Here is a 24,674-nt window from a genome sequence, read left to right on the forward strand (position 1 = left end):
TCCGATATCATGAAACTTTCCAATAAATTACTCGTCGCTTTCTGTTCATCGCTCCTGCTGACAAGCTGTATGGACGTGCTCGATAAAACGGATCTGGGTTCAACTCAGGGTGCGCTGATCTTTAAAGATTCGATGCTGACCCAGATGAACCTCGATTTCATCTACGATCAGAATTTGCCCGCTCCAATCGGAAGTTTAGGGCCGGAGCCACTTGGTATAAGCGGCTTGTCAGACGAATCGTATGGCGAAAGCAAACTGTTGCAGGGTACGGTACTGGTCAATGATGTGACCGATTTTGGCACAGCCCTCAAGGCCGATAACAACTACGGTAAGATTCGGGTCATCAACATGTTTCTGAATGATGTAAAAGCAGGGCCGCTACCACAGTACACCAAGAATAAGCTCCGGGCGCAGGCGCAGTTTTTCCGGGCCTGGCGGTATTTCGATCTCGTTCGTTTATACGGTGGCGTACCACTGGTTTTAACGCCACTGGCGGCCGTTGGTGTCGAAGCCAAGCAGCTTGACTTTTTACCCAGAAATACCACTGCCGAAACGTTTGCCCAGATTGTTAAAGATCTGGATTCAACCATAGCCTCAGTACCGGGTCGCTGGAGTGCTTCCAATGATTGGGGTCGGGTTACAAAGGGCACCGCTGCCGCATTGAAAGGCCGGGCATTGTTGTATGCCGCCAGCCCGCAATTTAACCCAACCGACGATCAGGCCAGATGGCAGGCTGCCTATGATGCCAACAAGCAGGCTTACGATCTGCTAACCGCCAATGGCTATGGTTTACATGCATCGTTCGATCAGCTATGGTTTCAGGAAGTCAACAACCCGGAAGCTGTTTTTCTGACTGGCTATAATACGGCAACCGGCACTCAAACGGCCAAAAGCAACGGCTACGATAACAGCACACGACCATCGTATGCCGGAACGGCTGGCGGCTCCAATCAGCCTTCGTGGGAAATGGTCAAAGCGTTTCCAATGCTGGATGGCAAAAAGCCGGGTGAGTCAACGAAATACACCTACTCCGAACAATTGTTCTATAAAAACCGTGATCCGCGATTTGATAAAACGATCGCTTATAACGGCGCAAACTGGCCATTGAATGGTAACACGGCTTATAAGGTTTGGACGTATTATGTAGGCGGCAAAACCATCGAATCGAAAGCGTCCAACACCGGATTTTATACCCGTAAAGCCATAAACCCTTCGGTCAGCACGGGTGATGCACAGTATACGGGAACCGACTGGATCGAGATTCGATTTGCTGAAGTGCTGCTCAATCTGGCCGAAAGTGCTGTCGGGATCAATAAACCCGACGAAGCCTATACACAACTCAAAGCCGTTCGCAAACGGGCGGGGATTGAAGCAGGCACCGACGGTCTATACGGTCTGAAAGCCAACATGTCCCGTGCCGAACTCTTCGATGCCATTCTGTACGAGCGGCAAATTGAATTTGCGTTTGAAGGCAAACGATTCTGGGATTTACGTCGCTGGAAGCTGATCGAAAAAACGCTGAACGGAACCCGTAGAACCGGCGTCACGATCAATCTGAAAACAACGGGTGTTCCCGCTGATTTTGCGACCAATCGCGACAATGTCAATCTGGATGTAGCGTACACCAACTACTTTACGCTGGCCTTCAAACAGCTCGACACGAAGTATTCCATCGCCTGGAAACCAGAATATTACTTCTTTGCAATACCCCAGTCTGCCATCGATAACAACCCTAAATTAATTCAGAATACCACCTGGGGTGGCGCATTCGATCCGCTGAAATAAAATAGTAATAGGTTGGTTTGTTTTCTAATCGGTAGCATTGCCTGTTGGCAGTGCTACCCTCTTTTACTCACGCTATGAAAACGTTAGTTTGTACCACTCCCGGACAACTGGACTACCAACAGGGTGTAAAACCCAAACCGGCTCCCGGAAGAGCCATCATTGATATCCGGCGAATCGGGATTTGCGGAACGGATCTACACGCTTACGAGGGTACACAGCCGTTTTTTGCGTATCCACGAATTTTGGGACATGAGCTGGCGGGCGAACTTATTGAGGCCGACGATGCTCCGGGTTTCCGGCCGGGCGAGCGGGTTACAATCATTCCTTATTTTCACTGTGGCCGGTGCATCGCCTGTCGATCTGGCAAACCGAATTGCTGCACGCAGATGCAGGTCAGTGGTGTTCATATCGACGGTGGCATGGCCGAATACCTGTCAGTTCCCTCCTATTCACTGGTGCGTGGTCAGGGCCTGACGTTCGATGAGCTGGCTTTGGTGGAGCCGCTGGCCATTGGTGCTCACGGCGTTTGGCGAGCGGGTATTGAACCCGGCGAATTCGTGCTGGTGATCGGCGCAGGCCCCATCGGACTGGGCATTATGGAATTTGCCCAAATTGCTGGTGGCCGGGTTATTGCCATGGATATTAACGAATCCAGACTCGCTTTTTGCCGCGATAGGCTTCACATTAACTATACCGTCAATGCCAGTTCGGAAACAATTATGGAACAACTTCAGCTCATTACTGATGGTGATATGCCGACTGTAGTCATTGACGCGACCGGGAGCCGACATGCGATCAATAATTCCTTTCGGTTCATGGCACATGGAGCACGTTATGTGCTGGTCGGCCTCCAGAAGGGCGATATCTCCTTTAGCCATCCGGAGTTTCACAAGCGTGAAGCAACGCTCATGAGCAGTCGGAATGCAACCCGTGCCGACTTCGAACACGTCATTACCTGTATGCAAAAAGGACTGGTTAATCCCACAACCTACATTACGCATCGGGTTGATTTTGGTCAGGCTAAAGACAGTTTCGAAACCTGGCTCAATCCAACTACCGGCGTTATCAAAGCAATGGTAGAACTTGGCTGATTTCTCCTCAATCATGTCAAAAACGCTACTCATATTCGCTATTATCTGCCTGTTTACGGGCATGAAACCAGTTCCGCCCAATCCAGAGCCAGAAAAGAAAACTGCTTATTTATTTTCCTATTTCAAGGGTAATGGCGAAGATGGGCTGCATTTCGCGAGCAGTTCCGACGGATTAACCTGGAAGACTCTTAGAAACGATCAGTCGTTTCTAAAACCCGCCGTTGGACAGGATAAACTAATGCGCGACCCGTGTATTACCCAGGGGCCTGATGGTACATTCCATATGGTGTGGACGGTGAGCTGGAAGGAGAAAAGCATAGGTTATGCTTCATCCAAAGACTTGATTCACTGGTCGGACCAACAGAACCTTCCTGTGATGGCGCATGAGCCGAACGCAAAAAACTGCTGGGCTCCTGAAATCTTCTATGATGATGCCAGTCGTCAGTTTTTCATTTTCTGGGCAACCAGCATTCCTGGCCGGTATCCAGAAACAGACAATGATCGCCAGCCGGGTTCTACAGAATCGAACCGGAATCATCGCATTTATTACGTGGCCAGTAAAGACCTGAAGACATTTAGCAAAGCCCGGCTATTCTATAATCATGGGTTCAGCGTTATTGACGCTACGCTCCTGAAAGATGGCAAACGCTATCTACTGTTTCTGAAGGATGAAACCGACAAGCCGTTTACGCCCCAAAAGAACCTGCATTTAGCCTTTAGCGATAAAGCAGAAGGACCCTATAGTGCGCCATCGGCATCGATTACCGGCAATTTCTGGGCTGAAGGACCCACTGTTCTGAAAATCAACGGCAACTGGATGGTTTATTTCGATCGCTATCGGGACCATCGATACGGTGCCATCCAATCGAAAGATCTGGAACATTGGGAAGACATTTCCGATAAAATTCATTTTCCGGTGGGTGTTCGGCATGGTACCGCCTTTCCGGTCTCGGAAGAAATACTTGCCGGATTGCAGTAACCCCAGCCGGAATGCATCATTCCGAAAGTTCAACGAAGCAACCGCATGAAAACCACTACGATCTATTCGCTATTACTTGTATTTTGTCTGACTGCCTTTGGAACGATCACTGCATCAGGACAACAATCACTCTATTTCAATGTCCTGCAGTATGGAGCGAAGAACGATAGCAGCAAAATCGCGACAGCATCCATCAAAAAGGCCATTGATGCGGCCGTGAAAGTAGGCGGAGGGACGATCTATTTCCCACCGGGCAAGTATCTGACGGGACCCATTCACCTCAAAAGCAACATTACCATCCTGATCGACGCGGGTGCCGAACTGCATTTTAGCGACAATTTCGACGATTACCTGCCGATGGTTCCCTCACGCTGGGAAGGAACCGATGTGACGAATTTTTCGCCCTTGTTTTATGCCTATAAAGCCGAAAATATTGCCATTCGGGGACGAGGAATCATTGATGGACACGGCAAAAAATGGTGGGGTTATTCAGAAGTTACCGTCAAGACATCGCCCGGTTCAAGATGGCAGGATGAATTTTATCGCCTGAACAAAGACATTCTGCGTCCCGATTTGCCGGGCTGGGTCGAAAAAGGGTTTCTTCGGCCACCCTTCATTCAGCCAATGCATTGCAAAAACGTGCTCATCGAAGGCATTACGATTCGCAATTCGCCCTTTTGGACGGTCAATCCGGAGTTCTGCGAAAACGTGACCGTGACCGGTGTGACCATCAACAACCCGCATTCGCCCAATACCGACGGCATTAACCCCGAATCGTGCCGATACGTGCATATTTCCAACTGTCACATCAGCGTGGGCGACGATTGCATCACCATCAAATCGGGTAAGGATCGGGCGGGTCGAAAAATGAACGCACCGGCAGAAAATTACACCATCACGAACTGTACCATGCTGGCCGGACACGGGGGCGTAGTGATTGGTAGTGAGATGTCGGGGGGTGTTAAAAAAATAGTGATTTCGAACTGTGTTTTCGACGGTACCGATCGCGGGATTCGCATCAAAACCGCACGTGGCCGCGGTGGCGTCGTTGAGGATATTCGGGTGGACAACATCATCATGAAAAACATCCGCGAACAGGCTATTGTGCTCGATATGCAGTATGCAAAAACAAACCCTGAACCCGTTTCAGAGCGGACACCGGCCTTTCGGAATATTCATTTCAGCAACATCACCGCCGAAACCAATCAGGCTGGTTTTCTGAACGGCCTGGAGGAAATGCCCATCGAAAACATTAGCTTCAGCGGGCTGGAATTCCGGGCGAAAACGGGATTTGTGATCAATCAATCCCGGCAGGTGGCGTTTCATAACGTAACAGTCAATACGGCGAGTGGGCCGTCTATCAAAGCTGACAACGTGCATGATCTGGAAATCGACGGTGTAACAAGCCGCACCCCGCACGCCAACACGCCTGTGGTGGCGTTAAACGACGTAGACGATGCCTTCATTTACGACTGTTTTCCGAAAGTGGGCACCGATGTATTTTTGAAACTTAACGGCGGGAAAACCCAGAATATCACGGTGAGTGGCAACAACTTTCGGCACGTTAAAACGCCCGTACAGAAAGATGACAAGCTCGAAAGTCTGAAAATTGACCCGAACTAGTGCCCGGCCAATTTAAACCCATAAGCCGGGCCGCCGATGCGCCGGGCCGCCGATGCGGTGTCAAAAACCTTATAGATTTATAATCAAGCACATCCATGACTATTATGTATAAAATATAAACTGAAAGAGTACTAGCTACCAACGAAACGTCCCGAAAGGGTTGACCTTCCGGGACGTTAATCTTCGTTTTTGATTCAGCCTACACAGCTATTCGAAAGTCGTTCTGAACGGTTTCAGAGGTTCGCAAAGCGGATTCTTTCAGCCGTTTATGATAGAAAAAATACGAACCAAAACCCAGCGCAACAAAGATAAAAATAGGCGACCATTCGCCGAGAGTCTTACCGCTATTCGCGACGGAATAGGTAGCACCCAGCAAATCAAAAATGAGTCCGGCATACGCCCATTCTTTAATACGCGGAAAGCCCGGAACCAGTATGGCCACCACACCAAGAAGTTTGGCCCAGCCCAGAAACGGGATTATATAGGTCGGATAACCCATTTCATGAAAACCCTGCACCGACATTGGATTGACCATAATATTGGGAATGGCCGAGCCCGCCATAACAAAAGCGAATAATCCTGTCAATACCCAGTACGTGATTTTTGTCTTTTTCATGGTTTTTTGCGTTGCGTTTACTGAATGGAGTTGTGTCATTTTGTAGATGTTGTTCCGTTGATTAACAGAACAAATTTACCACCCACAACCGACTTCGACAGGGGGTATAACCGGCAAAAAAAGGGTGATTTGCGACATTATTTTCCACCCATTTTACCGCCAGAATTGCAGGAGTAAACGACCCTATTTACGGCTATTCTCGTCACCCGATCAGCCCCGGATGTCAGGTAAACGTCCACCCGGATTTTGCCATTCCAATGGGGCAATTTGCCAGATAATAACCCAGTTACCCGCCAGGCCTAACAGCTATAAACCAACCGCATCTGGCCAGATCCAGATACGCATTAAAGCATTGGTTTCGGCCTACATTGACGTAACTAAATTAAACGTTACAATACGTTCAAATCCTGATTCAATCGGTACGTTTTCCCTTTTTCGGTTGTAAAGCGAGCTTCCTTATCACCGTAGCGAAGTACGCAGGGTTGCCCAGCTTTGGAGGTAACCTCAACCCCGCTCAGACGCCCATTTTGCCAGCGGATGTTCAATACAAAACCGCCCTGTGCACAGATACCGTTGACAAATCCGGTCGGGAGTGCCGTTGGAAGCGCCGGGAGCAGATCAATCGTTTTCCCCTGACTCTGTAACAGCATTTCAGCAATGCCGCTGGAACCGCCAAAATTTCCATCGATCTGAAAGGGCGGGTGCGCATCGAAGAGGTTCGGGTAAGACCCTCCACCCGTTGTTCCTTCCGGCGAAATGGCGGGACGAAACAGCAACTTGAGCATGTTGTACGAATGATTTCCATCACGAAAACGTGCCCAGAAGTTAATTTTCCAGGCCAGGCTCCAACCCGTCCCTTCATCGCCACGCTCCAAAAGCGACTGCCGGGCAGCTTTCATCAGATCGGGCGTCTCATCCCAGGTGATATCCGTGCCGGGATGAACACCCCAGAGGTGAGAAACGTGTCGATGGGTGTCTTTAGGATCATCGACGTCCTGTAACCACTCCTGCAATTGCCCACGTTTACCAATCTGGTTCGGGGCAATCTGGCGATACATTGTCTGAAGTGTGTCGCGGAACGCAGCATCGGTACCGAGGATTTCACTAGCCGCAATGCAGTTTTTAACCAGATCGCGGATTAGCTGGTGATCCATCGTCGGCCCCGCGACTAAACCACCATGCTCCGGCGAGTTGGAAGGGGTACTGATGAGCCAGCCGGTTTTGGGATCTTTAACAAGAAAATCCACGAAAAAACGAGCGGCTTCTTTCATGATCGGATAGGCACGATCATGCAGAAAAATTCGGTCCTGTGTGTAGCGATAATGTTCCCAGAGATGGTGCGACACCCAGGCTCCACCACTCACCCAGATACCGTGATTCGATGCGTTGATGGGAGCCGTACCGCGCCAGAGATCGGTATTGTGGTGCAGCACCCAACCACGGGCGTTGTAGTGCGCTTTAGCCGTTTTTCGCCCGGCTTCGGCCAGCTCTTCGATGGCAGCAAACATCGGTTCATGACAGGCCGATAGATTCAGCATTTCGGCGGGCCAGTAGTTCATCTCCAGGTTGATGTTCGTGGTGTATTTACTACCCCAGGGCGGAGTAAGCAGATCGTTCCAGATACCCTGCAAATTGCCCGGACGTGTACCGGGTCGCGAACTCGAAATCAGCAAATACCGACCATATTGGAGATAAAGCGCAGCCAGTGCCGGGTCCGGTGATTTCTCGAAACGCTGAAGCCGTTCGTCGGTTGGAAGCTGTTCGTTGGCCGAGTGGCCCAAATCGAGTGTCAGGGTATTGAAGTACGTCTGATACTCCCGGCTATGAGCCGCTTTGATCGCATCGAAGCCTTTGGTACGGATGGCCTCCAACGGTCGCTGGCTCAGGGTGGCGGGATCGCCCGAAACGTCATTGTAGTTTTTAAAATTAGTCCCCGCCGTTAGGTACAGAGTTGCTTCGTCAGCGCCCGACACAGTCAGTTTATTGCCAACCACGGCTATTTTTCCCTTCTTCGTTTGGATATGAAGTAAGCTTTCGCCTTTTAACGCACCATCTCGTACCTGAACCGCCAACGCAATGGTCTGGTCATCAATTTTCCGAACGGACGCTCCCCGATGTGGACTATTCAGTGTAGCCTCGAAGCCGATTTTACCCGGCTGGCTGGCCGTCAGATGAACAGCCATAACCTGATCAGGTGCATTCACCAGGTATTCACGGGTAAAATTCACGCCATTGGCAGCGTACGTAACGCGGGAAATCGCGGTCATTAGGTCCAGTTCCCGATGATAATCTGTGGCTGGTGCCGTGTTTTTAAACTGTAGCCACAAATCACCAAATGGCTGATAATCGGCCTGGTAACGGGGCGAAGCCGGGGGAGTCTCATCCTGAACCCAGTATTTAAACGGTTTTGCCAGCGGAACACCCTCAGCCGGTTGTTGCCCTTCCGGATAAACAACAAATGTCGGCTGGCTGGTTTTGACGCCAATAAAGCCTCCTTTATCGAACAGATTAATGACCTGAATCGCTAGTTGATTTTTACCAGCGTGCAGCTTAGCCGCCGGAATTTTGTAACGTCGGTTCTTGGCGATGCCTTCGTCGGAGCCGACCAGCTCTCCATTGAGATAGGTAAAATCCTGATCACGAATACGCCCCATATCCAATACCACATCTTTCCCTACCCAGGCCTGTGGTAAGTCAAATGAGGTCCGGAACCAAAGGGCACCGTCCAGCCCTTCCAATCCGGCCTTTTCCCAACCATCAGCTGTTGGAACGGTCATTGTTTTCCAGGCACGATCATCAAACGCAGTAGCTGCCGGGTTCGCACGGGCACTGGTCAGATTACGGACGCTTGCCAACCATGCCGTTTTCTTCTGTTCGTATCCTTCTTCGTTGCTTTGTTTGCCCATAAAATGCTCCTGGGCCACTTTTTCCGCTTCAGCCTGTTTGCCATCGACAAGTAGCTGACGAATCTGGGGCAGGTATTGAGCCGCTCCTTCCCGCTGATACTCACGCGGACCGCCCGTCCAGAGCGTTTCTTCATTGAACTGAATATGGTCCGTTTCAACACCGCCAAATACCATACCACCCAGTCGCCCATTGCCAATAGGAAGTGCTTCCACCCACTGACGGGCAGGTTGCCGGTACCAGAGCGTAAGCGGCTGACGAACTGGAGGCTGAGCCTGAGCGGCCAGGATAGTCATTAATAATAAGGTGCTTACTCGTACCATGGTTTGTTCGTGGTTTGGCATCTCTGCGGCATCGGGACAACTATCGAATCGCTTTCAATTCAACCCATACCTCGCCCGGCTTTGTACCCGAAATCCCTTCCTGATACTTTTTCATCCGGGCGTTCCACTCCTCGACGCGGGGGTTATTTTCGGTGGTTTTCGGGTTGAGTTTGTCTAAACGTTCGCCTTTGGGAAGACTGATCACCAGCATCAATTGCCGCCCGTTCCTGTATAGCAACACTTGTTGAAACTGCGCATTGCAGAATCCTCTGGCAACTTCGGGCCATTGCTCAAACTGGTTTGCATGATAGGCCAGGTAATCGTTCTGAAGGACAGGGTCAGCGACCAGATTAGTGGTTAAAATTGTATGCTCCAACTCGCCCGTTTTCTGGCCACCATCGCATCGTTTGCGGTTGAATTCGTAAAATAGATCATAATAGGTCTTAACCTTCGTGGTTGGGAAGGCCGACTTCAGCCGTTCACTCAATACGAAAACGTCCTGCACTTTATCGAAAATAACGTAGTGGTTCTCCCACTGATACAGCGCATTGGGATTTACTTTAGCCCGAATCAGCACTTCCCGGAGCCGTTGTTTATCAATTGGCTTGTCGGGGTTCGCAACCAACTCGACGATGACCGGATTTTCTTTATTGATACCCCACTTCGAATCTGGCTTAACCCTGTCCTTGATCAAATACTGATAGGGCGGCTGAATGCCAGCTTTTGTCTTTAAGCTATCGGCGACCTGCGGACCATTGTGCTCCCAGACATTGTTCGGGCCATTGGCGTTTTGCAGGTATTTTTCCGAGGGTGTCCAGTTTTCTTTTATCGTAAAATAAGACGAACCTTCGTCGGTATACAGGTAAAACCAGTGAGCAGGCAGATGGGCATACGGCGCTTTGTAGACACTGTCAATGTAGTTTTCGGTAATGGTTGAACCCGGTTGTGCCGACAACGTATAAATGGCCGCGGCATCGTACATGTGTTTGGCGAAGTGATGAATCCTGTTCGCTACCACTTTATTATTCCGCATGGCATTAATGGTTTTAGTCCACCCCCACCCCATGCTGATACCACTGTAGGCGACATCACTGATTTCGTTATGTTTGATGGTGATTCCCCGAACATAGCCCGCCCCAATGCCGACGCAACCCCAATCTTCATTCGTTACATTGGTAATCAGGTTGTTGCTAATGAGCATATTGCTACACACTTCCCGCTCATCGGTGGGGTTATAAGGGCGATGGATCTCCGTCGCTTCGTCCGCAAAAACACCTGCCATAATGCCGGTACCACCAATGTCTTTGAAGAGATTCCCGCGAATGGCATTGTCCTGTACGCCTTTGTTGTAATCCAGCCCGGTTGCCGCCAGATGCTCAAACCGGCAATTGTCGAAACTGGTATGGTTGGCAAATGACACCTCCACAGCCGCTGCCGGACGGCCCACCCATGCTTGGTTTTCCAACGACTTTTTGTCGGGTGTACCCGGAATTTTCAGTTTGTAGGCGTCCAGCATATACAACCCTGCCTGGTGCGGAACGTGCCCCTGCTGCGAGGGCCTGAGCCAGCCCGTATGCTGAAATGCGATACCCTTAAAAATTACATTTGACACCGGACTATCGACCGTTCCTGCGATACGCACCAGCGTTTCGAGTACAGGCACCATGACCTGGGCAGTAGCCAGGTTGTCGGTAGGATCAGGAATATAGTAGATCTTTTCGGCTTTGGTATCTAAAAACCACTCCCCCGCCTGATCCAGAAACTGGATCGCATTGCTAAGGTAAAATGCCGAATTCCCGGTTTCTTTCGACATCCAGGGGGCGGGCCAGGGGTGCTCGGATTGAATGCGACTTTCGGGCTGATGAAAACTTAACTTAGCGCTATCTTCCTGTACCTCAATTCGTTTGACGCGCAAACTGGCAACTGCCCACCATTGATGAATGAGCATCTCAAGGCCATCGGCTTTCGACAAATCACCAAATTTAGGAGCCGGAATCCAGCAGGTTTGTTCCTGTTTGTTCCACGATAAGATGCGGTTCATCAATGGGTAAGGCGTGTCTTTTGCCCGAGTTGCTTTCTCTCCGTTTACCCAGAGCTGCCGGAATTCGACCAATCGCCCTCCAACTCTCGGCGCATCGGCTACCCATACCTTTCCGACAGCTTCTTTTGGCAAACCAGTCACGTTGCCCTTACCCTTTTGCCAGTTTGTAATTGGTATTCCACCGCTTAAAATGGGGCTTTCATTCGGAGCCGCTTCTATGATCGTTGGACTAGCGGCTGTGCCAGAATCTTCCGGACGAATAAAAACTGGCTCGGCCAACGCGTACAGACCGTTTTTCAAATAGATGTGTGCCCCATCCGCAATACCCGGATCGGCAAGCCGACGTAGTTCACGAACCTTGCGAAGCGCCATCGGCAAACTGGCCAACGGTTTTTCTTTCGTTCCGGCGTTCGCATCCGACCCACCCGGTGCAACCCAGATTTCGGTCTGTTGTGCGAAAATGAGCGGAGACAGGCAGGAGAGTAAAAACGTAGTTAAGGCTCGATTCATGCAGAGATTATTTGCCAGGATTTTCGCCTGGAGATGTGCCACGGTTGCTGCCCACAAATAGAAACCGCGGTCCGCCGTGCGGTGGCACATCTCCAGGCGAAAATCCGGTTTGCATTAACAAGTGGCGGTTGAGCACATTTTTGTCATACTGTCAAAAGAGAAATTTCAAAAACAGTTTCACCGCCCCGAAAAATCAAAAAACAACGTCAGCTCTTTGGCACGAGCTGGTTCTTTTTCATAGTCGTAAAAAATGTTTTTCATGCCCATTGGGCCAGTCGTTTCGTTGCGCTGCGTTTTGGTGCCAATACTACTGATTCCCTGCATGAAGGAAATGTCGCCGGATGGAAAAATCGGTTCGTAATTGTGCCACTGATCGGTTTTCCAGGCGGGGGTGAACAGGCGAAAGAAAACGTCCTCATTTTCGGTTACAACGGTAAATGGATTACCCGTTACCTCAAACCGGCACCAGTACATATTGGCGTGGTATCCCTTGAATTCGGGATAAACAAAGGGAGCCTCGCCCGTTTCTGTGTTGTTATAGGCTTTGTTCCAAACCCCCAACGCGCCCCCTTTCATCCGATTTTTCCAGACCCGATACGGGCCTTTTCCCATCCATTTCACACCCTTTATGCTCGCTTCCGGAAACGAGAAATTAACGCCATCCATCATGGTAAAATAACCGTCGGGGAAATAGCGAACCCGCATTTTGACCCAGCCTGACGGGTAAATAGTCCATTGCAATGTATTATAGCTCGTTTTCCGGTCGAAGGTCGATTCGAGGATGACAGCCTTACCGTCATTACGATGTGTGACGTTTTTGAAATTATTGACACCCTCCTGTAAAATGGGGCCATTCGTAAACGGAATTGTTCCAGCGCTGTTCGCGACCTGTTTTAAGATACCAGTTTGTTTGCTGAATGACAGATGAATGTTGTTCGCTGTTATGGTATAGAGCGAATCGGCTTCGGTTAAAACTACCTCATTGGCGCCCTCTGTTTTGATGAGCGACGACGCAATTTTGTTCGGTAACGAAATCGGAAAACTCCACGTAAACAGCTCCCGTTTATGCGGATCGATGGCGGTTATGTACAGAAAATCGTAGTCTTTCCAGTCGGCGGGGAAGATTGCTTTCAAGGCCCCTTTCTCGGACGGTTTCAGATTCGGTGCCGACACGGTGAATGTCTTTTCGAGCGGCTTTGCTAGGGTATAGGGACCGTTAACACGGGTCAGTTTTCCTGTAAAAGAGCATTGGGTGGTGTTGGTAAAATAATAACGGTTCTCAATCGGAAAATTCCCGTCGAAGGTTGGCGTAATTTCGCGACGCTCCAGCTTAATCGGCGACCATACTTCCTTGACGGTAAAAAAGCTCCCTTCTTTTTCGCGGTATGGCCCTACAATACCATCGGCTCCGCGATTGCCATCGGTATCGATAGCGCCGTTTCGATCCGTACGGACCACACCTTCGTCTGAGAAATCCCACAGGAAGCCACCAGCCGCCAGCGGATCATGCCACATAGCTTCCCAATAATCTTCCAGACCGGCACCATGCCCGCCGTCGTAAAGACCATGCAGGAATTCAGTTGGCAGCGTCATCGAATGGCCGTGATTGTAGTTGCCGATGCCGTAGTTGTACTCCCGGTAATGCTGCGTATCGAAACCGCCAAAATCTTCCCAGGCATGAATCACATGCCGTTTCTGAATGTCTTCTTTGGCAAACAGCGGGTCGAGGTCGTAGTTATGACCACCCTCGTTGCCGTTGATCCAGAAAATAACCGACGGGTGATTGACGTCGTGCGTGATGAGTTCCTTAAGCAGTTTAGTGCCCGTTGGCGTGTCGTAGTGGCCGTGCCAGCCTGCCAGCTCATCGAATACATACAGTCCCAGCGAATCGCAGACGTCCAGAAAATGATCATCGGGTGGATAGTGCGACATCCGAACCGCATTCATGTTCATGTCTTTCATCAGATTCACATCGAGCACACTCAGCTTTTTGCTGAGCGCCCGACCCGATGCCGGCCAGAACGAATGACGATTGACGCCCTTGAGTTTAATCTTCGTGCCATTGACGTAGATGCCATCCCGTTGCTTCACCTCAACGGTTCGGAAACCGAAATACCGGCTTAGTACATGAACGGGTTTCCCTGCCTGCAATAGCCTGAACTCTACCTTGTATCGATTGGGTGTTTCCGACGTCCAGAGCAACGGGTTCTGAATCGTTTTCGCCAATGTAACGGACTGGTTTTCGTTCCCAGTTTTTGCCGTAAATGGCGTTCCAACTTTTTGACCGGACAGGGTATAAATCTGCGCTAAAACGTCAGTTGCTTTGCCCTCCGTGTTAAGCTGAACCTGAGCCGAAAACGTACCGTTTGCTTTCGCATCTATTGCGACGTGGGCAATATGGTCGGCGGGGAGAATTTCGAGATAAACAGGGCGAAAAATGCCGCCAAAAATCCAGAAATCGCCTTTACGCTCGGCTTCATTTACGGACGCATTCGCTGAATGTTTCGATACGGTAGCTTCCAGCAAATTACCCGAACCATAGTTGAGCAAAGCTGAAACATCGTATTTGAAGGCATAGTACGAGCCCTGATGCGTTTGGCCCGCCGACTTGCCGTTTATTTTGACGTCTGTATCGGTCATGGCCCCTTCAAAGACAAGGTTTATTCGTTTACCTTTCCACGACGCCGGAACCTGAAATTCGTGCTTGTATAAACCCTGCTCTTTCCCGCGGGCACTATCTTTGGCAAAGCCATAATTGTACTTCCCAAAACCCTGTAATTCCCAGTTCGAGGGTACCGGAATGGTCGTCCATTTGCCCGAATTCTGGCCTGCGGTACAGTAAAACTGCCAGTTCACAGTGTTGTCATTTCCCGTACCCGACAGATAGCGCTTTTCGGTTTGCTGCGCTACTACGGGTAGCCCAGGTAAAACCAACAACAGGAATGCAGTTAAAAATCTATACGTCATTGTATTCAAATTCTGGAACTCAGGCCGTTCGCCAAACGTCGTACCACGGCTCTTTTGTGTAGTTAACCGTGGCAGGGAGTTTGGCGAACGGTTCTGCACTATTCAGCCTCGGCCGGAGACAACCGCCAACAGCTTACGAATGCATGACCCAACCCTAGGCAACTCGCAACGCCAGTTGCTCCTGCAAACGCGTATAGGCCGCAAATAAGCCGTCGACCTGCTGGGCTATATCCGGCGTAAACGTGCCCACATTCCGCCGGGTAAAGGTCGAAATATCGAATCCCCGGAGCTGCAAAAAGTATTTTGAGACAATCGGATAGACATTGTGCATGACATCCATATGATCGATCAGAAACTGCTGAACCATAGCGACTTCCTCCTGTTGATCGGCATTATCGTAGTTTTGGCAGATCCAGACGATGAGTTCCGGAAAGTAATTACCCTGAATACAGGAAAGGCCCGCCGAACCGGCTTTCAGCGACTCTACAGCATGAACCATGTAGGCATCATAAAGCCCGAAACCGGGGCCGGATGCCAGTCGCAGTTTTTCCTTGATCTGTTGCAGGTCCAGACAGGTATCCTTATGGTAAATAACACGTCCGGTCGCCACAAATTGCTGAAGCTGCCGGGGCGAAAGCAGGCGCTTGTAGGGAACAGGGCATTCATAAAAACCAACCGGAATGCTGTCAGTCTGATCTAATAGCTGATAAACCCGCTCATTGAATACATCGTCGGAATCGGTTTCATCGGCCAGCAGGCCCGTGATCAGAATGACGGCGTCAGTACCCGTATCGTTTACGCGCTTAACAAAATCAGCCTGTTGCTGAATAGGTCCGCCGAAAGTGCCCGTAGCCACAACGGGCACCGCGCCATTCGTGGTTTTTATTACATGAGCAATGATCGCCAGTCGCTCGGCTTCGGTCAATTCAAACATTTCGCTCGACAGGCAATTGGCAAAGAGACCAGCCGCGCCCGCTTCCAGATAAAACTCTGTCAGCCGGGTAAGGGTATCGAAATCAATAGCGCCACTGTCGGTAAATGGCGTAAGCATGACAGGAATAAAGCCTTTCGAAGATGTTTTCACGATGGTATTGGTCATTGGGGTACAGACGAAATTTTGCGGGTTGATTCGGGCCGATGGCCTTTACGTTTTGTCAATACTAATCCCGTCAGAAATATGGTAAGCGTACCCACCACAATAATCATGTTACTGTGAAGCGGATTGCGGAGGTAGCTGTATTCATCGGGGAGATTACTCGAAAAGGTCATCCAGAGAATGACCAGAACGCCAATAGCGGTGGCCGTCAGGGCTTCGTGGCTTTTGGTCTGTCGGCTGATCAGACCCAGCAAAAAGAGGCCAAGCATGCCAGCCGCAAAAATGCCGGATAAGGTCCACCAGGCGTCCAGAATGCTTTTGACACCGATCATGGCCAGCCCTGTTCCCAGGCCCAGTAAACCAACCACTACCGTTGTCAGGTGCAACAGGGTGAGCAGTTTCCGATCCGATACGTGAGCATTGACGTATCGTTTGTAAATATCTTCGGTAAATACGGTGGCCGATGCGTTCATTCCCGAACTGATCGTACTCATGGCTGCCGACAGAATTGCTGACACGATCAGTCCCATCAGGCCCGGCGGCACTTTGGTCACCATAAAATGAGGCATCACTTTATCGCCATAATCAGCGGGTTGTAAGGTCGCTATCAATCGGGAAACTTCGGCCGCCGACGCCGTTGCGGGCAAACGATCCAGCGCCACTTTTTGCTTAATGGCTTCAATAAATTCGGGGTGCAGCTGGTAGTAGGCAAACAGACAGGAGCCAATCACAAAAAACAGCAACGAGGCCGGTACATACAACCACACGCAGAGCCACAGCGACTTCGATGCTTCTTTCTCGGAAGCCGTTGTATGATAACGCTGGATATAATTCTGATCCATACCAAAATTATTCAGGTTGATGAAGAAGCCATAGAGCAACACGACCCAGAACGTCGACTGGGTAAAATCGAGGGAATAACTACCCAGGCTGAATTTGTCGTTGGCTTTGCCGATGGTTACGATCTCGGACACTCCTCCCGGCATTTCCTCAACAATCAGGTAAAGGATCAGGAGTGCGCCAAAGGTTTTAATGACCGCCTGCACAACCTCCGTCCAGATAACGGCTTCCATGCCGCCCAAAACGGTGTAGAAGATAATGCAAACGCCCATCACGATCATGATCATTTGCATCGAATAACCCGTCAGGGCCTGTAAACTCAGAGCAATTCCCAGAAAAATCGACCCCATCCGGGCCAGTTGGGTGAGCAGAAAACAAACAACGGCGTAGGTTCTGGCCCAGGGGCCAAATCGATGCTCGAGGTGCGTATAGGCCGAAATTTCGCCGGTACGACGGTAGAACGGCACAAAAAAGCGGGCGGCCATGTAAGCGGCCAATGGCATCGATAAACTAAAGACAAATGAATTCCAGTTGCCACCAAATGCTTTGCCCGGAACGCCAAGAAACGTATTGCTGCTCAGGAACGTAGCGTAGATGGACAGACCCGTCGCCCAACCCGGAATCAGGCCCGATGCTTTCGTGAATTGAGCGGCACTGTGGTTTTTGCGGGCGAAATAAAGCCCAACTAAAACCATCGCTACGAGGTAAGCGGCAATAATGGCAAGATCAAATAAGGGCAGGTTTTTCATGGGTTTATTTTTTTACCATTCCAATCAGAACACGGGGTCGAATGGCAAACGCACGGGCGTTCTCTAGAACTTTCGAATCGTTACTGGCGCTGGCTTTTCTCTCTTTAGTACTGGTTTCCCATCAGAAAAGACTATGAAGCCTTTGCCTTTTCCGTAATGGGTTCCGGTTTTATCGAACAGGATGGTTAGAATTTTTCCGTGATACAGAACATTGTCGAGGCAAAACCAATCCCATTTACCCTCAGGAATTAGCGGATGGATTTCCAGCGCATTGTCGGCGCGTGGTTTCAAACCGATCAGGTCACTGATAATTAAATCGGCAAAGCCCGAATGATTGTAAAATTTACTCCTTGGGTTATCGCCTTTGAGCCATTCACCCGTTTTTTCGTCCTGATATTCGCCCAGATACAAATGGCCGTTCATGGTATGCGACCGGGTGTATTTCTGCAACTCATCGTAAAAAACGGAATTTGTCATTCGGCCCTGGTTTCTGTAATCCGTGAGCAGGTTGGCCAGTCCTTTCAGGGTTTGCGTGGTGGCAAACGGCCAGACAGGTCCATCCCACTCGCACCCATGCCCAGACCCATGTGTTCGGAAAAGCGGGTGCCTTCGTTCGGCCGTCGTGATGCCCCAGGGAGCATCGAAACCCGTTGTATCGGTCAGTTGATCCCATTGACGGGCATACTCCGCTTTGTCGTCGGGCAGGTTAAAATACCAGGGAATAAATCCAATGGCTTCGCGGGCTTTGGCAAAGCTGCCATTTTCATGCTTTACTTCAAAAAAAAGGTCGTCCTTGTTCCACAAACTGTCGAGTGTCAGCTTTTTCAGTTCAGCAGCCTGCCGTTGATACCGCCGTTGAAGCGTATCGTTCTTAACCAACGCAGCCATTTCCGCTAACGCTTTGGCATTGCCGTACATGTAGCTGTTAATGGTAGGTCGGCGGTTTTTCTCTTTCCGCGATCCGCTGATTGATTCTTCCATCGCATCGCGTACGTCAAATTGCCAGAACAGACCTTCCGATAGCTGTTTTTCCTGCTGCCATTTGCGGTAGTCAGCGTCTAAAGCCAGCAGGTTTTTCTGGATAAAAGGCTTGTCCAGATTGACGAGGTAGCGGTTATAGACCGCATCGTCTACCCAGCTGCTGAACGCATGAAATCGCTGGACCGTATGTTTCGGATCGACATAGAGCCAGAACGAAATGTAATCGTCGATATACTGCGGATTGTGTAGCCAGCGACCTTCGTAAATATGATGACCCAATGCACTGCTGATGGCGTTGTATTTACCAGCATGGTTCATTTTCGTAATAAACTCCGTGAAGATATACCCCTCCGGCGTTTCTTTCAGATGCTTCCGAAAGGCCCACCAGCGGTAGTAGTAGATCTCCCGCAAGGCCGAATCGGGACAGTCGAAAAGTGGAATATTTTTGGCAAGCCACTCAAATGACTGGTCATTTGGCACGTAGTTTTTTACGGCCTCTTCCTGATCGATGGTGTTAAACAGGCTGACGTATTGCCTGAGATTATCTGTAGACAGCACATTGGCCGACTGTGCCCGGCAAAGGGTTGTTTGCAGGAGGCATAGGGTCAGGATGACTATGTAATGCTGAATTGACTTCATTGATGGCTGTTGTTTCCCGAAAGCAACAAGCCATTGGCGGTCGTTTCGGGAAGGTGATTAATGCTAAATTGGGAATTAACCCACACAATCTGCTACCGAATCAACGGAATCCAGACCGACATTTCGGAACGGCCCCGGTTGCTCCAGGCATAATATGGAATCAGCCGGACGTTCGTTGAAGCCGGTGTTTTGTCCGATACTTCGCGGTAAAGCTGGTTCGACCAGGCTCCATTTTCGACCTGCTGGGCTTCGCCTTCCAGTGCCATCACCTCACTATTTTCGATAACGATGCGGGTTGGCTTCAACTTATTTCTGGTCGACAAAGCGAGTCCGGTTATCTTTTTATTCTGATTGTCAACCGATTCCAGGCAATACACAACCGGGCCCCGTTTAACCGCCACCTGATTGCGGGTCTCCTCGACCAGCGGATTCGCTTCAATCAGTTTTACCGGCATCGGCAGGTTGATTTCTACCTTATCGCCCGCCTTCCAGCTCCGGTTTAGCTCAGCATAGTCGCCCGATTTGATCATTGTCGATGCCGGAGAACCATTTATTTTTATTGTTGCGCCCTGACACCAGCCCGGTATCCGGACAAACAGCGAAAACGATTTAGCGGGTACTTGCTCCAGACTGAGTTTGATGGCTCCATCCCAGGGGTAAGCCGTTTCCTGCGTCAACCGAATGGGTGAGCCATCTTCAAGGGTAGTTGTCAACTGGTTAGCACCGAATATATTCAGCCATAGCCCCTTGTCCGACACGCTGTAGGCATAGTTGCTCACTTCGGCAAGGGTACGCACGGTGTTGGGCGGACAACAGTTCGACAATCGGATGTATTTCTGCCGCCCTCCCATCCAGCGCATATGGTACGGATAATCGTCTGATGCACTTAGTGGGTTGGTATAAAAGAACTTGTTCCCATCCAGGCTTATGCCCGACAAAATGCTGTTGTAGAGCGCCAATTCCATCACATCAGCATATTTGGCATTGCCGGTAATTTGTAGCATCCGGTAATTCCAGAGCAGATTACCAATGTTGGCGCAGGTTTCATTATGGGCCGAGTGGTTCGGCAACTGATACGCTTTCCCATAAGCCTGGTGAATTTTCTGCACGGTATCGGGTTTATACGAAGTGCCTTCCGGCGAAACGCCATCGTACAAAGCACCGCATCCGCCCGTCACGTACATTTTGTGATTGACCACATCGTCCCACATCAGATCGAGTGTAGACAGCAGCGTACTATCACCTGTTTCGGCAAACACATCGGCAGCGCCCGCAAACAGGTAATTCGCCCGTACTGCGTGACCGATCACTTTTGTCATTTTACGGAATGGCACCCGGTCGGAATTATCGTCAGTACCTTCCGAAAGTCCGCGAATATCGATCAGCTTTTGAGCCAGCGCCAGATAAGCGGGATCGCGGGTGGTGCGATACATTTCAATAACGCCCATGTAGTGTGACGGACAAATCGCGTTCCGAGCCTGCTCGGGGCTTGCATTGTTGTAAAAGCCAATCAGGAAATTCGTTGCCTTCTTTGCGATATCCAGCAATGACGTCTTTCCCGTTGCCCGGTAGTGAACACAGGCGGCTGTCATCAGATGGCCGAAATTATAGGCTTCGAAACTGAGCTTATCATCGAACATCTTTTTCTCACCCGTTTTCTTTTGCTGGATAATGGCTTTGGTATAAATGTAGCCATCGGGCGTTTGTGCCTTACCGATAACGGCAATGGCCTCGTCCATCATCGCATCGAGTTTTTTGTCTCGGGTCAGGGCATACATGCCCGCCAGCGATTCCAGTGTTTTATAAAAATCGCCATCGTGAAACGACGGTCCTTTAAAGTTGCCCGCGCTAAGGCCAGCCGCTACTTTAAAGTTCTCGAACGAATGGCTAAGGTTCGGGTCGGTATAGGTTTGCCACAGATGCGGCACCATCGAGTCGCGACACACCTTAAAACGATCCGCCCAGAAGCCCGTTGTCCAGGTCACATCGCTCATGTTTACCCCCTGCAACCGGGCAAACTTACTCTGCGATGTATTCACCAATCCCTTGGGTTGAGCACAGACGGTCAGGCTGACGGTCAGTGCGGTCAGCCCCACGAATGCGTTTATCAGAAATTTTCTTTTCAGGTTCATTGGGCCTATTATTTCAAACTTCCTGTTAGTGTAGAACGATCAGGAAGTTGTGTCCTGGATGTTCTATGAACGTCTTTGATCTTCCTTGCTATTGCTCCCGGTTCTTCTTTCGGCTTCGTGAGCGGTAACAGGTAAAAACGATACTGATATGGTTTTGCCTTGATCTGATACTGATCGAGTGGGGCAGCCACATCGCTCCAGCTGTCATTACCGCCTACCCCCATCTGCACCAAATCGATATTCAGAGTAATATAACCGGCATCCTGTAGTTTGTTGGTATGCTTCGCCGACTGAATGTTAGCTTCTGTGTATGGCCACGCACTCATGCTCAGCAAACTATCCGCTACTACCAGTAAGCCATTTTTAGTGCCTGAATTACTCAAATACATCCACCTTACGTCGGTTCGGTTCCCATTTTCCTGAGGTACAACATAGGGTTCCATAAAGTCAGTCAGCGTTTTCGAATAAACACCCGCATCAAAACCATACCGCCGGTCCACATAATTTTCCAGCGGCCCACGCCCATACCACGTAATGGATTCATAGCTCCGTTCGATGCCCCCCTGCATGCCGACTTTAGGCATATTCGGTAGTGGGAACGCTGGTTTTATCGCAAAATCAACGCCAACGACACCATTGCCCCGAACCAGATAATTGACCTCAACTTGGGCGCTGTCGTTCATGAGCGAGTACGTACTGGTCAGCTTAATCGAGCCCTTGTCGATTGTCTGCGCGGTGAGTGTTTTTAGCGTCAACTGAGGATCATACCACGGTTTCAGCTTCCGCTGGGGCTTCCAGCCGCGTTTGTCATTATCGGTCAATGGGCGCGAGAAATGGGGCAATAACGGCGAAAAAATCTGTTCTTTCCCGGCGACTTTATAAGACGTTAAGGCACCGTTTATTTTATTGATTTCAACGGCGAAACCGTCTCCTTTTACGGTATAAATTTTCCCATCTTCGCTCAGCGAAACAACTGCCCCCGATGGTTTTCTGGTGGGTTCTGTACTCGTTTGAGGAATTGGCAACTGGTTTGAGGCAACGTCAAATCCTTTCACAGCCCAGGACTCATCAGCCGCCAGCGAAAACTGAATATCAGCCAGGTATTCGGAACCGTTTTTCTGCTTCGGCAAGAAGGCCGAAATATTGATAACCGTGTCGTGACCCGCAGCCAGATTCAGAATGGGCAGTGGCTGCGTTACGATAACACGACCATCTTCGCGAATACTGATCTGGCCTGAATAGGCGCTGGCATTTTTCACCGCATGACGATTCGTGATGTGCATCAACCCCTTTTGCGCATCCTGCCATTCGGATTCGATACCCTGAAAAACGCGTTTGCATTCGTACATGGCCGCTTTAGGACGACCATCGGCTGCTACAACGCCCTTAATGGTGAAGTTGTCGAAATATTTCTCTCCGAAGTCGCCACCATAGGCAAAAAAGGGCATTCCCTGCTCATCTTTTTTCAACAATCCCTGATCTTTGAACTCCCAGATACAGCCGCCAATAATGCGTTTCGTCTGGCGGAATAAATCCCAGAACTCCCTGATGTTTCCGACGGAGTTACCCATTGCGTGGGCGTACTCACAAAAGAAAATCGGTCGGGTATCGCCATTAGCCTGATTGGCTAATAATTCGGGCGTGTACATTGCCGGATACATCCGACTTACCATATCCACATAATACTGATCCTGCGGATTTTGAATACGGTGAGAATGGTCATTTGGTTTCAGATAACGTGGATCTTTGTTATCCATATAGCCGGCCATAGCCGGGCTTCCCATTGCCGGTTCGTAATGAACGGGGCGAGTGATATCAAAATCATGAATCCAGGCCGCCATAGCCGCGTGATTCGGCCCCCGGCCCGCTTCATTACCTAAACTCCAGAAAATGATCGACGGATGGTTTTTGTCCCGCAATGCCATTCGGCTGCTTCGTTCCAGATACGCGCCTGTCCACAAGGCGTCATTGCTGAGTTTCGAGCCCAGGCCGTGCGTTTCGAGATTAGCCTCATCGATGACCAGAATGCCAAATTCATCGCAGAGATCGTAGAGGTAAGGGTCGCTGGGGTAATGGCTGGTGCGAATGCAGTTGAAGTTGAACCGTTTGATGGTCAGCACATCCTGCAGGAGATCCTCCCGAGTCAGGGCTTTGCCTTTTGTCGGATGATGATCGGGGCGATTGACCCCGTAGAGGTACGTCTTTTTCCCATTGATCAACAGCTTGCTATCGGCTTTGGAGAACTCGATCGATCGAAAGCCGAGCTTACAGCTTTTAGCTTCCAGCAGTTTTCCGGTACTGTCTTCCAGAGATAAAACCAGCGTGTATAAGTTCGGTTCCTCATCGCTCCATTTGGCCGGATTTTTTAGTTTGGCTTCCAGAATCCCGAACTTGGCGTTATCGAGCCGTGGGTAAATTTCATTGATAATCGACTCAACACTAGTCTGTAGCGGCTTCTCAAAAACAGGTTCGTTTTGTTTGGTGTACAGTTGGGCTTTGAGCTGGTAACCAGGCACTTCGTTCCCGGTCAGGTTCTCGATGCGGGGCCGAATGCTGAGCAACGCATCTTTGTAATCGCCGTCTAGTTTGGTCTGATAAAAGAAGTCGGCAATCCGCAGTTTAGGTTCAGCCATCAGCATGACTTCCCGGTGAATACCACTCATGCGCCATTGATCCTGATCTTCCAGAAACGAACCGTCGCTCCAGCGAATGACCCAGACCGACAACACGTTCTCGCCTTTCTGTAAATAGGGGGTGATATTAAATTCAGACGACAGAAAGCTATCTTCAGCATAGCCGACGAACTTCCCGTTCAGCCACACCTTATAAGCCGAACTGACACCCCCGAAATGAAGCGTAACATTCATGTTGCTCCAATCGGCGGGGACCGTAAAGGTGCGCTGGTAACAGCCTACGCCGTTGTAATCCTGCGGTACGTGTGGCGGGTTGACGGGCCGAAACGGATATACGGCGCTTTTATAAATGGGTTTATCATATCCCTGCATTTCCCAACTCGACGGCACCGGAATTTTCTTCCAGCCACTAACCCGTTTTGTATAAAAATCAGATGGAGCATCGGCGGGTTTTAGCGAAAATGCAAAATCCCATTCACCGTTCAGGGAGAGGTATCGGGATGTTTTATCCCGGTTGACGCTGAGCGCATCGTTTACCGTAGCAAATGAATAAGCTGTGGCCCGCGAGGCATCGCGATTGATACCACTAACCAGTGGATCTTCATATGGCTCAGTCTGATAGATACGCGGTTGGTTGGGTATAGCCGCCGGAGTCTTGTCAACTAACTGGGCATTGCCAATGACCGGAATAAGCAGACAAAAAGCGATTACCTTATAAAGCATATCGGATCGGAGGGTTCAGCGGAAAGCTCAAAATTAATAGCA

Annotated in this window: 13 protein-coding genes; 4 read left to right on the forward strand and 9 right to left on the reverse strand. The window is 50.0% G+C overall.

What is annotated here, in order from left to right:
* The first annotated feature begins 9 nt into the window (after positions 1 to 9).
* The 4 genes from GJR95_RS35445 to GJR95_RS35460 all read left to right on the forward strand — a co-directional run bounded on the left by GJR95_RS35445 (position 10) and on the right by GJR95_RS35460 (position 5,478).
* Entirely contained in the window at positions 10 to 1,785 is a 1,776-nt protein-coding gene (locus tag GJR95_RS35445; RefSeq protein ID WP_162390356.1) for a RagB/SusD family nutrient uptake outer membrane protein, read from the forward strand.
* Between the two features lie 74 nt (positions 1,786 to 1,859).
* On the forward strand, positions 1,860 to 2,876 hold the full coding sequence (locus GJR95_RS35450; protein ID WP_162390357.1) for a zinc-binding alcohol dehydrogenase family protein: 1,017 nt from the start codon (positions 1,860 to 1,862) through the stop codon (positions 2,874 to 2,876).
* 13 nt (positions 2,877 to 2,889) lie between these two features.
* Positions 2,890 to 3,855, forward strand: coding sequence for a glycoside hydrolase family 43 protein (locus tag GJR95_RS35455; protein WP_162390358.1), 966 nt, complete (start codon positions 2,890 to 2,892; stop codon positions 3,853 to 3,855).
* A gap of 45 nt (positions 3,856 to 3,900) precedes the next feature.
* Complete coding sequence (locus GJR95_RS35460; RefSeq protein ID WP_162390359.1) at positions 3,901 to 5,478, forward strand: glycoside hydrolase family 28 protein; 1,578 nt, start codon at positions 3,901 to 3,903, stop codon at positions 5,476 to 5,478.
* Positions 5,479 to 5,677: 199 nt separating this feature from the next.
* On the opposite strand, the gene GJR95_RS35465 is transcribed toward GJR95_RS35460, so the two are convergent.
* The 9 genes from GJR95_RS35465 to GJR95_RS35505 all read right to left on the reverse strand — a co-directional run bounded on the left by GJR95_RS35465 (position 5,678) and on the right by GJR95_RS35505 (position 24,632).
* The gene (locus GJR95_RS35465) at positions 5,678 to 6,094 is read right to left on the reverse strand and encodes a DoxX family protein (protein WP_162390360.1); all 417 of its coding nucleotides are present in this window, start codon (positions 6,092 to 6,094) and stop codon (positions 5,678 to 5,680) included.
* A 389-nt stretch (positions 6,095 to 6,483) separates the two neighbouring features.
* Positions 6,484 to 9,321: a glycoside hydrolase family 95 protein gene (locus tag GJR95_RS35470; RefSeq protein ID WP_162390361.1), complete on the reverse strand. Its 2,838-nt coding sequence runs from the start codon at positions 9,319 to 9,321 to the stop codon at positions 6,484 to 6,486.
* Positions 9,322 to 9,361: 40 nt separating this feature from the next.
* Positions 9,362 to 11,872, reverse strand: a complete 2,511-nt coding sequence (locus GJR95_RS35475; protein WP_162390362.1) for an L-rhamnose mutarotase — start codon at positions 11,870 to 11,872, stop codon at positions 9,362 to 9,364.
* 177 nt (positions 11,873 to 12,049) lie between these two features.
* A complete protein-coding gene (locus tag GJR95_RS35480; protein ID WP_162390363.1) occupies positions 12,050 to 14,839 on the reverse strand; it encodes a glycoside hydrolase family 2 TIM barrel-domain containing protein in 2,790 nt (929 codons plus the stop codon).
* Positions 14,840 to 14,993: 154 nt separating this feature from the next.
* Positions 14,994 to 15,938 carry a dihydrodipicolinate synthase family protein gene (locus tag GJR95_RS35485; RefSeq protein WP_162390364.1) on the reverse strand — a complete coding sequence of 315 codons (945 nt, stop codon included), beginning with the start codon at positions 15,936 to 15,938 and terminating at the stop codon, positions 14,994 to 14,996.
* Complete coding sequence (locus tag GJR95_RS35490; protein WP_162390365.1) at positions 15,935 to 17,524, reverse strand: sodium:solute symporter; 1,590 nt, start codon at positions 17,522 to 17,524, stop codon at positions 15,935 to 15,937. Before GJR95_RS35490 ends, GJR95_RS35485 begins: the two co-directional genes overlap by 4 nt.
* Before the next feature lie 63 nt (positions 17,525 to 17,587).
* Positions 17,588 to 19,144: an MGH1-like glycoside hydrolase domain-containing protein gene (locus GJR95_RS35495; protein WP_162390366.1), complete on the reverse strand. Its 1,557-nt coding sequence runs from the start codon at positions 19,142 to 19,144 to the stop codon at positions 17,588 to 17,590.
* A gap of 92 nt (positions 19,145 to 19,236) precedes the next feature.
* On the reverse strand, positions 19,237 to 21,276 hold the full coding sequence (locus GJR95_RS35500) for an aceric acid hydrolase (protein ID WP_162390367.1): 2,040 nt from the start codon (positions 21,274 to 21,276) through the stop codon (positions 19,237 to 19,239).
* An 8-nt stretch (positions 21,277 to 21,284) separates the two neighbouring features.
* The gene (locus tag GJR95_RS35505; protein ID WP_162390368.1) at positions 21,285 to 24,632 is read right to left on the reverse strand and encodes a glycoside hydrolase family 2 TIM barrel-domain containing protein; all 3,348 of its coding nucleotides are present in this window, start codon (positions 24,630 to 24,632) and stop codon (positions 21,285 to 21,287) included.
* Positions 24,633 to 24,674 lie beyond the last annotated feature (42 nt).

Origin of the sequence: Spirosoma endbachense (genome assembly GCF_010233585.1) — a bacterium.
GTDB lineage: Bacteria > Bacteroidota > Bacteroidia > Cytophagales > Spirosomataceae > Spirosoma > Spirosoma endbachense.